Origin of the sequence: Mediterraneibacter catenae, from assembly GCF_008691045.1 — a bacterium.
Taxonomy (GTDB): Bacteria; Bacillota; Clostridia; order Lachnospirales; family Lachnospiraceae; genus Mediterraneibacter; species Mediterraneibacter ornithocaccae.
Window position 1 is genome coordinate 37306 of sequence record NZ_VMSO01000019.1, and the last position, 11542, is coordinate 48847.

The following is an 11542-nucleotide window of genomic DNA, read 5'->3' on the forward strand; positions in this document are numbered from 1 at the left end:
AGGCGATTATTCGTACCTACAGCGCAGATTACATCTATTGTTTATAGATATACAAATTCTATCTATCATCTTTTTTGTCCTCTCCTCTGATTATTTTTTCCATTTCCCCTTGTATATTGCTTTTTATTTGGGCCGGATCTATGATACTCATCAATCCAATCTGCTGCAGTCTTACCATCAATATCTACAATCTTCTCATCCGCTCCTGCATCCTTAAGAATTTTCTTTATATCCCAAGTATATTTGTCTCTGTTATCTGAAAAGTGACCATTCATACATGCTTTCATGAGTGCAGTAAAACCATTGGCATCTTGCTGATTTATACTAGTTCGCTCATCTTTACATAAAGCGCTTACAAATTTTTTTCTTCCGTCATATGCTGCAATCATTAGCGGCATATTCCCTTCATTCTTTTGTCGTACTTTTCCTGCATCATATGGGTTTCTACTTCCTACGTTTGGATTCGCTTTACAATCTTCCAGCAGAAATAAAAAAAGGTCGTAATCATTTGCTTGAATGGCATGAGAGAGGGCCGGAAAATATCTTCGTCCGCAATCACGCTTGAGGAATGTGAGTTTGATTTTAGATACCAATATGCGCTGCATACTACCAGTTATGAAAACCAGCCTTTGAGTGACCGTACGTTCAGCAGATTTCGCGAGAGAAACGCCGCATACGAACTGGTTACTGGAAGGGATCTTATTCACGACTGTATCGTTTCTCTTGCGGAAAACATTCGAAAATATATGGATATTGCTCCGATAATCAAGCGGATGGACAGTATGATGATTGAGTCCAACATCCGTCAGATGGGGCGTTTGGAACTTTTATATACTTGTCTCGCAAACCTCGTTCGTGAAATAGCACGCAATGGACAAACGGAGCTTTTTGAAGGACTGAACGATTATGAAGACCCGAATAACAGAAACCGCATAGTTTACCATGATCAGTCCACACCACAGAATGAAAAAATCCAAAAGGTCATTAACGATGCCATTTCCCTGCTGCCTAAATGTAAGGATGAGTATGGTCAGACGGATGATTATCAGCTTTTGCAGAGGGCCATCGATGAACAGACCAAAAATGATGATAAAGGCAACCGGATTCCAAAGGCCAAGGAAGACGGGATGACTCCTGATATTTTGCAAAATCCATCAGATCCGGATGCAACCTACAGAAGCAAGGCAGGCAAACCCCACAAAGGCTATTCTGCAAACCTTGTTGAAGCTGTAGATGAAAAAGGATCTGTAATCGTTGACTACCAGTATGACGTTAACACAAGAAGCGATGCTTCATTTATCAAAGAATATCTGGAAAACGCTGAAGTTTCAGAAGAAACATCTGCCCTCATTACGGACGGTGCATATGCCAGCGAAGAAACTTCCAGGCTGGCTGCCGATAAAAACATGGACCTTTTAACTACAGGACTTCTTGGGCGCAAACCCAAAGAGATACTGGGACAGTTTGAGCTTGATGAAACTGGACATAAAATAACCAGCTGTCCGGCAGGCAACGTTCCTAAAAGCGGTTCTTATATAAAACAAACGGATTCCATACGAGTATCTTTCTATAAACATCAGTGCGAAGGCTGCCCTTACCAAAGCAAATGTAATCCTAATGTAAAAGAAAGGACAGCCAGCCTGATTATTCCACTAAAATCAAGAAGACGAATTCTGGAGTCTACAGAACTAATGAATGATGAAATCCGAACATTCATAGGACGAATTCGCAATGGAGTGGAAACAGTTCCATCTATACTCAGAAATAAATACACGGTGGACAAAATGCCGGTAAGAGGAAAGCTGAAGACAAAGCAGTTCTTTGGCTTTAAAGTTGCTGCCCTAAATTTCAGTAAATTAATACGTTTTACTAAAGGCAAGTTAAGATGCAGAAGCTTTGAGCTGGCGTAAAGGGATAAATCCCCTTGTTATCATGATGCATCATTGAAAAACATAGTTTTATTCAGTTGTCAAAGAACAAAAGTAACTGTATGCGTGCCAAAAGCCATTGAACAATCGACTTTTGACACCTACATCATAAAATAAAAAATAAAAATAATTATAGGACGTATATTTTGTATAAAAACTATGCTATAATATACTTCACCGTACTAAAGGGGGAGTAAGATATTAACTCATATGAGGTCAATCTGTTTTCCAGCACTTTGAATACTTACTAACTTCATAAGACTATTATCTATCCAACTCCGCATTCCTTTTTGGCATGTAGTTTTTTGATTTATGAGGAAAAATCAGATGAATTTTGAAAGCATAGATACTCAATATGATATTAAGCGCCCGAATAATACGATTTTAAAATCATCTATTTTAAAATATCGATCCGGCAGACCCAAAATCAAGGATGAGCAAACATACACTTTATATTTATTTCCAGCCACATCGACTATACAACTTTGGATCCGCACAACTGGTTGCTCTTATTCTCAAAAAGGAAGTTGTTCGATGTGTGACTACTGGATTGGAGAGCATTTAGCAGCGCCTCATTCAGTTGTATATGATGCGCTCGCTCCTTACAAAGGTATGTATCAAACGCTTATTCTTAATACATGCGGGAGTCCCCTGGATGAAAATGAACTCTCTCTTTCAGAGCAAGCTCTAATATGGCAAACGATTAATGCAATGGGTTTTTCTGTAGTAATTATTGAAACGCATGCATACTCTGTAACTCCCGAAAAATTATCTGTTTTACAAAAGCATATCAATGCCTATTTAGTAATAGAAATGGGATTGGAAAGTTCTAATTCTGATGTTTTATTTTATTGTTTAAATAAGCCCGTATCTTTAGAACTAATCCAAAAGAAAATTGAACTTATTCACGATTATGACTTCGGCGCATGTGTGAATATTCTTCTCGGTTCTCCTTTTCTTGCAATAAAGGATCGTATAGATGACTGCATTAACAGTATACACGATGTGCTTAATGCAGGAACTGATACCTGTGTAATTTTTCCAGTAAACATTAAGGAATATACGTTGGTCCATCACTTATATATTAACGGATTATACCAACCTGTTATGGGACGAGAACTTGTTGACGTCTTAAGTTCTTTTTCGGAATACGAATTATCCAAAATAAATATTGCATGGATAAAACCCCATAAGCAGATGAATAGTGCATATGCAAATCCGATTATTGCACCTTACTTCTGCCCTAAGTGTGAACAACCTTTTTTCGATTTATTAGATAAATATCTTGCAACGTATGATGGCTCAAAACGATTATCTCTCGTGAAGCAAATGGATATAGTTACTCAATGCTGTAAGTCAACATTACAATACTTATTACAAAATGATAAAACTACTCAAGAATATGTATCTTTAGGGTATAGCTTTTTATCTACAGATAATAATCAAAAAGGAAAAGATTAAAGAAATGACAATCACAGAACATTTTTCCAATACATGCCTAAGAATGAATAACAAAATAGCGTTAGTAGATATCAAAAAACAATATACTTTTATTGATATCTATAATTACGCAGGAAAGATTTCTGCCTATATTCATAAAAATTATCAGTTATGTGGTGATGGAATCGGAATCTTCATAAATGGCTCTGCTGAAAGTTTGATTCTAATATTAGGCATCATCTGTAGTGGCAATTATTACATTCCTATAAATAGTGAAAATCCACAAGAATTAATAAACGAAACCATAGCTTTAACTAATCCCAAGTTATTGTTATCGCCCAATAATTGTAAAACAGCTACTTTGATACCTTCAGGTACACCATTAGTTTTTATAAATGAAATACTAAATTGTACTCAAGAATTATTATTTAAAAATGTAACTGACGAAAGTCCTTTATATGCAATATTAACATCCGGAAGTACTGGCCACCCAAAAATCATTCTGAAAAATCATTTATCAATGGATGAGTTTATTATTAATTTCACCCACTGTTTTGATATTGATGAGACAGAGAATATAGGGAATCAAATACCCTTTTACTCAGATGCAGCACAAAAAGAATTATATTTATTAATATATACGGGTTGCCGTATTACAATGATTCCACAATATTATTTTGCATTGCCTTATGCGTTAGTAAGTTATATAAATTCGCATAATATAACAATTTTACCCTGGGTTCCCTCGGCTTTTGATGTTATTGTCAAGTTTAACATTCTAAAAAAGGATACATTTAATGGTTTAAAATGCACTTTCTGGGTTGGCGAAAGAATTAAACGCACCTCTATTGAGTATTGGAGAAATCATTTTCCTCATGTTCGACACGTTAATATTTATGGGATGTCGGAATTAGCCGGAATATGTACATATTATAATATGAATACAGAACTTCCTGAAATCATTCCTATTGGAACGCCACTTCCACATTGCACCTTAACCTTTTGGGATGGTGAATCTATATCTAGTCAAGGCGAATTACTTATATCTAGTTGCTCGCTTGCCACCTCAATTATTACAGAGCGAGGATTACAAACAATAGATACTGTCACCTTATGCTACAATCATCATTTTTTAAGATTCTATAAAACAGGCGATTATGGCTATTTAGATCAATCAGGGAATTATGTAATAACTGGTCGAAGAGATAATATGATCAAAATTAATGGATACAGAATTGATACTTCTGATATCGAGAGAACGCTTGAACGTAACACACTGGTAGATAATACTTCAATTATTTTTTATGATAATCAATTATTCGCATTTGTTGCACTCTCAGATGATTTTCCAGAAGCAAGAAAAGCTTTACGCGAATTCGCATCGCAAAATTTACCTCGTTACTCACAACCGCACACTTATTATTTCCTTTCCTCTATTCCACTTAATAAGAATGGTAAAAAGGACAAGACTAGCTTACTCAATAAATTAGTATTAGGAGAATTTAACCATGGAAACCCTCAATAACATATTGAAATCTGTAAATCCAGATGTTGATTATTATAAAGAAACAAGGCTTATAGAAGACAGAGTGCTCGATTCAGTTCAAATAGTATATTTAATCACTTTAATTTCCGAAGAATATAGCATTGAAATCTCACCTGAAGATTTATTACCAGAAAATTTTAACTCGATGGATGCAATATATGCATTAATAAAAAGGTATGAAAAATGATTCAAAACATCAATGAATTAGCAAGACTAGAAACCCCATTCTACGTATTCGATATTGATCAGGTACTAGAACACATCGAAAGAATAAAATATGCTTTCATCAACTGTAGTCTGTGTTTTTGCATAAAAGCTAATCCTTTTCTAGTTCCATATGTAGAAAAATACGTTGATCGCTTTGAAGTATGTAGTCCTGGTGAATTACAAATCTGCAAACATTATGGTATTTCGCCTAATAAAATTTTCTATACAGGGGTATATAAAAGCCCGCAAGATATATCAGAAGCAATTGCATACGGAGTCAAACTTTTTTCATGTGAAAGTTTATATCAAATTGATTACTTTTCGAGTTTGACTATTTCACAAAAGAACTCATTGCAGATTTTTCTCAGATATGGCCCCAAAAACCAATTTGGACTTTCTTATGAGGATTTATTAATGGCTATCGCCAATAGAGAGGTTAATAATCTTAATATTGTCGGTGTACATTATTTTGAGAAATCTCAAAAAAGAGAATCCACAATTATTGAAAAGGAGCTGAACGAATTATCAAAACTTTGTAGCAATATAGCAAAAGATTATAATTTCTTTTTCAATGAGCTTGAATATGGAATCGGTTTAGATATTGACTACTTTTCTGATAATCCTCTGGATCAAGCCTATAGATTACTTCAGGAAAGCAGCCAGCCTATTCATACTTGCAATTTCAAACATGTAACTATAGAAATGGGACGCTTTATTACAGCTTTATGCGGTTATTATTGTTCAAAAATAGTTGATATAAAACGGAAGAATAATACAAATTATGCGGTTATTGACGGTGGTAGCCATCAGATGCATTACGATGGGCAACTAATGGGGATGAAATTGCCACATGTGGAATTAATCTCAAACCATAAAAAGAGTAGCAGTAAATGGACAATCTGCGGTAGTTTATGCACTCACAACGACGTTATTGTTCGAAATATTCCTCTCGACGGAGTCACTATCGGTGATATCTTATTATTTAAATATATAGGAGCATATTCTGTAACAGAAGGCATGGCTTTATTCTTATCTCGAGATATCCCTGCCATATACATATATCAAAGAAATAGTGGTATACAGTGCATACGAAAAAAATCTAATACTTATATGCTAAACATTAACAACATTAACTAATAGAGGTGTGCAATGGATTATTCAAAAATTAGAATTAAAGGAGCTCGACAAAACAATCTAAAAAATATAGATGTTGAAATACCTAAGTATAAGTGGATATCTGTCTGTGGTGTGTCAGGTTCAGGAAAATCTTCATTAGTTCATGATGTAATTTATGCTCAAGCACAACATGATTTTCTTGAATCTATCAATTCTTATGCTAGAAGAAATTTTCCAAAAACATCAAGCGTAGATGCGGATTCTATATACGGATTATCACCTAGTATTGTAATCGACCAAAATACTTTTCCTAATACACCGCGATCAACCATTGGAACCTATACTGATATTTATACACATGTACGTTTACTGTTTTCAAGAGCTGGAATTCCTCATTATAATGCTTCTGCCTTCTCATTTAATAGTCCAGAAGGAGTATGTGAGCATTGTAATGGGTTAGGTGAATCTATGGAGATAGATTTACCATCCCTCATTGACTTAGACAAGTCATTAAACGAAGGAGCAATTAAACATAAAACCTGGAAAGTAAATGGACGTTATTGGAATATCATCAGTGCAATAGAAAAATTTGACATGGATAAACCTGTAAAAGATTTTTCTGAAGAAGAATTAAATCTCCTCTTATATTCTCCTGCTTTTGTTTATGAAGAAAAGGAAGGAAAACACATACAGACATTTACATATGAAGGTATCGTAAGCCGAATGAAAAAAAGATTGAATGATGAGCGTGGCTTATCTGCGGCCACTTATGATATGCAATTTTTTACAAGTGGTAAATGTCCTATATGCAATGGAACTCGCTTAAATGCAAAAGCACGTGAAGTTCAGCTTTCAAATGGTTTGAAAATTCAAGACTTAGTAAATATGGAGTTCTATGACCTATACAATACTTTAGAAAGCATCCATGGTACAGTTGAGGACCATATAATTCCGTCTATATTAAAGGATATAAAATGTCTTATCGATGTAGGAGTCGGCTATTTAACATTAAACAGATCCGCTTCAACTCTTTCCGGTGGCGAGGCTCACAAAGTAAAACTTGCAAGGCAGATAGGCAATTCTTTATCTGACATGATTTATATTCTTGATGAGCCAACTGCTGGTTTACATCCTCGTGATATTGATAGAATCAAATCTATATGCCACGGAATCGTAAACAAACACAATACACTCATTATTATCGACCATAATGTACAAATGTTACGTGAATCAAACTATATGATTGATATAGGTCCAGGCTCAGGAAAAAATGGTGGGATGATTATAGCCGAAGGAAACACCAGTGAAATATTCAAAACTGGAGAAGGAATAACAGTAACTACGATTAATAATTTACATCCTCAAGTTAAAGAAAAATGCAGAACCACGAAGCGTTATTTAGACATCAAAAATTTCTCTCAAAGAAATTTTAATGATTTTTCAGTAAAAATCCCTTTGGGAATATTCACCACTATAACGGGGGCTTCAGGTTCTGGAAAAAGTACATTGCTCGATGAAATAGCTCTCAGAATTCCTGAAGCAACTGTAGTCGGACAAGGCAATATCGGTCAAAATATAAGAGGAAACATCGGAACTTACTCAAAGGTATTTGATAAAATCCGAAAATACTATGCTAAAGAGACAAACTCTGATGCCTCTCTTTTCTCATTCAATAGTGCTGGTGCTTGTCCATGCTGCGGTGGAATTGGATATACGGTTACCGATATGCATTTTATGGGTGATATTAAATCAATTTGTGAAGAATGTAATGGAAAGCGTTATAATCCAGATGTTTTAAAACTAAAAGTACGCAATTTGAGTATCACTGACATACTCGATATGACAATTGATGAAGCGTTAATATGGTTCGAAAACGAAAAGGATATCGTAACCACATTAAAAGATATTTCAGATGTTGGTCTAGGCTATATAACCATAGGCCAACCATTAACCACATTATCTGGCGGTGAAATGCAACGTCTCAAGTTATCCAGTAAACTAAGAGGGAAAAAGGGTGTCTTTTTAATAGATGAACCTACGAAAGGATTACATGTAAAAGATATACTTTCATTAATTCAGATGCTTAATAAGATTGTTGATAATGGAAATACTGTAATTGTAGTAGAACATAACATGGATATTATATGTCAGTCAGACTGGATTATTGATTTAGGTCCAGAAGGTGGAAAAAATGGCGGTACTCTACTTTTTGCCGGAACTCCTATATCCATGTATCAAAGTTGTATGTCATATACTGCAAAATACCTAAGAGATTATATTAATCAGTATGGAGGCCCCCATGAATAAGCTGCAATTTATGCGTAAATATTCATTTGATGAGAATGATTCGATAAATCCATTACTTGCCAAATGGAATAACATAGCTCGTAATAAACGACCAATTATTGGCAATGAGCTAAAATCTACCGTATGTCAAAGCGGAAAAACTGCACAAATTTGGATTCAAAGTGATGCGTGTAGATTTAGTAAATTAGGTGCATGTACATGCTGTGATTATTTTCAAGGACAACCTGATGTTGACCAAGTAAATGCTTTTGTTTCCGCACTTTCTCAAATGGATCCAAGTAGCAATACTATCGTTTTAAATACTTGCGGAAGCGTTCTGGACAAGTCTGAACTAAAAACAGAAACATTGGTACTTATTATTGATGAAATAGCAAAAACCAACGTATCGACTGTTGTTCTAGAAACCCACCTGAATACCATTACAGAAGAAATATTAAAAATACTATTACCATATAAAAATATACTTGATATATATTTTGAAATTGGTATTGAAACACTTAACAGAGATATCAATCAGTTTATTTTAAACAAATTGCCTTTTGATAGAAATATTAATCGTGTAATAGGATTAATCCACTCTTATGGGTTTAGGGTAACTGGAAATGTTATGACTGGCTTCCCTTTTTTGGATTATGCTTCGCAAGTCTTAGACAGTGTTACAACAATAAGAACACTTTTAGATACAGGCATCGATTTTATTGTCTTATTTCCAATAAACATAAAAAAATATACTTTTATGTATGATTTGTATGATAATGGATTTTATAAAGTTGTTAATGGAAGAATACTTATTGATATCCTCACACATTTTTCACAGGAAGAACTTGAATATATTAATGTTGGTTGGTATGGGGAACCAAGAATTGATATTCCAGGTTACAAATCAGACGACATGATTGTCCCTTATTACTGTGAAAAGTGTTATAAGCAAATGATGCAACTATGGTTAGATTATAATTGTGCATGGGAAGGTTCTGAACGTGAACAAATATTATCGAACATGAAAGCTATTGTTTGTAGCTGTAACTATGATCAACTTATTACAACTCATAAAGTTGAGATTGACTTTGACTCATTAGACAAAGCTTACCAACATTTTTATTCATCAACAGATATGGAGGAGTAGTTGCAAATGAAAAAAGTAACTCCTAATGAAATAGATAAAATATGCACTCTTATAAGCAATTATATTTACGACAACGAAAAAATAGTAATCGGCGTATCCGGAGGAATTGACTCAGATGTTGTAGCCCGTCTTTGTGTAAGAGCAGTTGGCAGCGAGCGAGTACATCTATTTTTCGTCAAACAAGAAGGTACCCCTGAAAAAAGATTACTAACAGTAAATAACCTCGCGGAAGAATTACACTGTTCTCTTAGCATCTTTTCATTAGAAAACATGAATACAGATTTAATAGAGGAACTTCATAACGGCGACAAAGTAAATTTCAATCCTGATAGTTTTATGGATTACCACCGTGCGAAATGTTCACTTAGGGTGGCTATTTTCTCTGCATATCAAGATAATGATTTTATATTTTGCTCTACAACAAACAGAACTGAATATATGACCGGAGCCTGTATGCCTTATGGAGATATGTTAGGTAACATCCGTCCTATTATCCATCTATATAAAACTCAGGTTAATGAATTGGCAAAATTATTGGGAACAAGTGAAAGTGTACTCAATCAGGCTCCTTCCGCAGATTTTTGGGAGGGGGAAGATGATATGGATGATTTATCCTATATGTTACTTAACAAGCGACAAGTTCCAGGATACCGTAGATTTTCTCTTGAAGAGATGGATTCTGCGCAATCTATAAAAAGACAACTTTCTGGTACCAAGATTGATTTAGCTCTTGAAGGCTTTAATAGTCAATTGAGCATTGATGAAATATCTGAGATTTCCGGTCTTAATATCGAAATCTGCCATAGATTAAATTCATTGATTGAAGGGGCAAAATTAACAAGACATAGAAAACAAATGGTTGAACTGGAGTCATTAAATTAGTATGGGAAAACATAGCATTAAAAATCCTGATTCTTTCTCTGATTGTATAGAAATGTTAGTTGGCAATCAAGCAGAACAAAATTACAATTTTGACATCTTGTCAGAAAGATGTTTCAGAATGATTGTTGGTTCCAATGCAAAAACCTGGATTAGTACCCAACTTTCAATAGAAGAATCACTGAATAACATATATGTAAATACTGGGTTTAAATTTAATTTGCATAAAGCTAATTTATTATCTTTGCATGATCTTCATTCCATTTCACTGATAGGTGCCGTTTTCGGACCTATGGATAAAAATGCCTTTAATCAAACTGTTGAAGATATGTATTTTTTAGGGGGTAAACATTTTATCTTTCTAGCTGGTGAAACAGAAGAATTTTTTATTCTCCATGATCCAGATAGTTCTCCTTATATATTAATAGATAAAAATCAGTTTTTATCCTCTATTTCAAAGGAAAATATATATTGTATCACTCTTGATGAATATCGTAAAAAGTCTATTAGTTACAGGGAAATAGTTAAAAAGTATTTATCAGATGAAACGCATTTAGTGATAAAAGATATTCCGCCTTTATTTAATAAAGGGATCGGAGGTCTCGCAAGTTATAAGTATGGACTCCGTCTATATCTATTTTATATTAAAGAATTAATAGATTTGTTGACTTCGAGCGAAAAAACAAAATCATTATCATTAGAAGTAGAGAATTTTTTATTATTTGCAGCTGATGGATATCAGCAATGTACATGGGACCATTTTCTGTCCATTAAAGAAAGAGGTGAACAGCTATTACATCATTTAGCTGAATTATATGTCCAGTAATAACATGTTTTACATAAAGCCAAATGAACTAGTAACGCCATGCTATCTGTTCGATATTGATAAATTACATGAAGAATTAGCAGGATTACAGCAATATATTCCAAAAGAAAATATAATATATTCTATTAAAGCGAATCCCTTCATTATAAGTTATTTATCTGATGAAG

10 protein-coding genes are annotated in these 11542 nt (G+C 34.1%); 9 read left to right on the forward strand and 1 reads right to left on the reverse strand.

Annotated features, from left to right (window positions below):
• Positions 1 to 65 precede the first annotated feature (65 nt).
• The gene (locus FNY66_RS12315) at positions 66 to 707 is read right to left on the reverse strand and encodes an ankyrin repeat domain-containing protein (RefSeq protein ID WP_229409514.1); all 642 of its coding nucleotides are present in this window, start codon (positions 705 to 707) and stop codon (positions 66 to 68) included.
• Between the two features lie 75 nt (positions 708 to 782).
• On the opposite strand from FNY66_RS12315, the gene FNY66_RS12320 reads away from it, so the two are divergent.
• From FNY66_RS12320 to FNY66_RS12360, 9 genes are all read left to right on the forward strand, one after another.
• The gene (locus tag FNY66_RS12320; RefSeq protein ID WP_190324838.1) at positions 783 to 1910 is read left to right on the forward strand and encodes a transposase; all 1128 of its coding nucleotides are present in this window, start codon (positions 783 to 785) and stop codon (positions 1908 to 1910) included.
• A 345-nt stretch (positions 1911 to 2255) separates the two neighbouring features.
• On the forward strand, positions 2256 to 3389 hold the full coding sequence (locus FNY66_RS12325; RefSeq protein ID WP_150311336.1) for a hypothetical protein: 1134 nt from the start codon (positions 2256 to 2258) through the stop codon (positions 3387 to 3389).
• 4 nt (positions 3390 to 3393) lie between these two features.
• A complete protein-coding gene (locus FNY66_RS12330; protein ID WP_150311337.1) occupies positions 3394 to 4893 on the forward strand; it encodes an AMP-binding protein in 1500 nt (499 codons plus the stop codon).
• A complete protein-coding gene (locus FNY66_RS12335; protein WP_150311338.1) occupies positions 4877 to 5101 on the forward strand; it encodes an acyl carrier protein in 225 nt (74 codons plus the stop codon). The genes FNY66_RS12330 and FNY66_RS12335 overlap by 17 nt, the downstream gene beginning before the upstream one ends.
• Complete coding sequence (locus FNY66_RS12340; protein WP_150311339.1) at positions 5098 to 6258, forward strand: diaminopimelate decarboxylase family protein; 1161 nt, start codon at positions 5098 to 5100, stop codon at positions 6256 to 6258. Before FNY66_RS12335 ends, FNY66_RS12340 begins: the two co-directional genes overlap by 4 nt.
• A gap of 12 nt (positions 6259 to 6270) precedes the next feature.
• On the forward strand, positions 6271 to 8544 hold the full coding sequence (locus FNY66_RS12345; RefSeq protein ID WP_150311340.1) for an ATP-binding cassette domain-containing protein: 2274 nt from the start codon (positions 6271 to 6273) through the stop codon (positions 8542 to 8544).
• On the forward strand, positions 8537 to 9670 hold the full coding sequence (locus FNY66_RS12350) for a hypothetical protein (RefSeq protein WP_150311341.1): 1134 nt from the start codon (positions 8537 to 8539) through the stop codon (positions 9668 to 9670). The genes FNY66_RS12345 and FNY66_RS12350 overlap by 8 nt, the downstream gene beginning before the upstream one ends.
• A 6-nt stretch (positions 9671 to 9676) precedes the next feature.
• Positions 9677 to 10552: an NAD(+) synthase gene (gene nadE, locus FNY66_RS12355; RefSeq protein WP_150311342.1), complete on the forward strand. Its 876-nt coding sequence runs from the start codon at positions 9677 to 9679 to the stop codon at positions 10550 to 10552.
• A gap of 1 nt (position 10553) precedes the next feature.
• The gene (locus FNY66_RS12360) at positions 10554 to 11375 is read left to right on the forward strand and encodes a hypothetical protein (RefSeq protein ID WP_150311343.1); all 822 of its coding nucleotides are present in this window, start codon (positions 10554 to 10556) and stop codon (positions 11373 to 11375) included.
• Positions 11376 to 11542 lie beyond the last annotated feature (167 nt).

Coding starts and splice junctions, on each gene's coding strand:
- FNY66_RS12325 (WP_150311336.1), top strand. CDS start 2,256: ATGAATTTTGAAAGCATAGATACTCAATATGATATTAAGCGCCCGAAT.
- nadE (WP_150311342.1), top strand. CDS start 9,677: ATGAAAAAAGTAACTCCTAATGAAATAGATAAAATATGCACTCTTATA.
- FNY66_RS12320 (WP_190324838.1), top strand. CDS start 783: ATGATGATTGAGTCCAACATCCGTCAGATGGGGCGTTTGGAACTTTTA.
- FNY66_RS12335 (WP_150311338.1), top strand. CDS start 4,877: ATGGAAACCCTCAATAACATATTGAAATCTGTAAATCCAGATGTTGAT.
- FNY66_RS12340 (WP_150311339.1), top strand. CDS start 5,098: ATGATTCAAAACATCAATGAATTAGCAAGACTAGAAACCCCATTCTAC.
- FNY66_RS12350 (WP_150311341.1), top strand. CDS start 8,537: ATGAATAAGCTGCAATTTATGCGTAAATATTCATTTGATGAGAATGAT.
- FNY66_RS12330 (WP_150311337.1), top strand. CDS start 3,394: ATGACAATCACAGAACATTTTTCCAATACATGCCTAAGAATGAATAAC.
- FNY66_RS12345 (WP_150311340.1), top strand. CDS start 6,271: ATGGATTATTCAAAAATTAGAATTAAAGGAGCTCGACAAAACAATCTA.
- FNY66_RS12360 (WP_150311343.1), top strand. CDS start 10,554: ATGGGAAAACATAGCATTAAAAATCCTGATTCTTTCTCTGATTGTATA.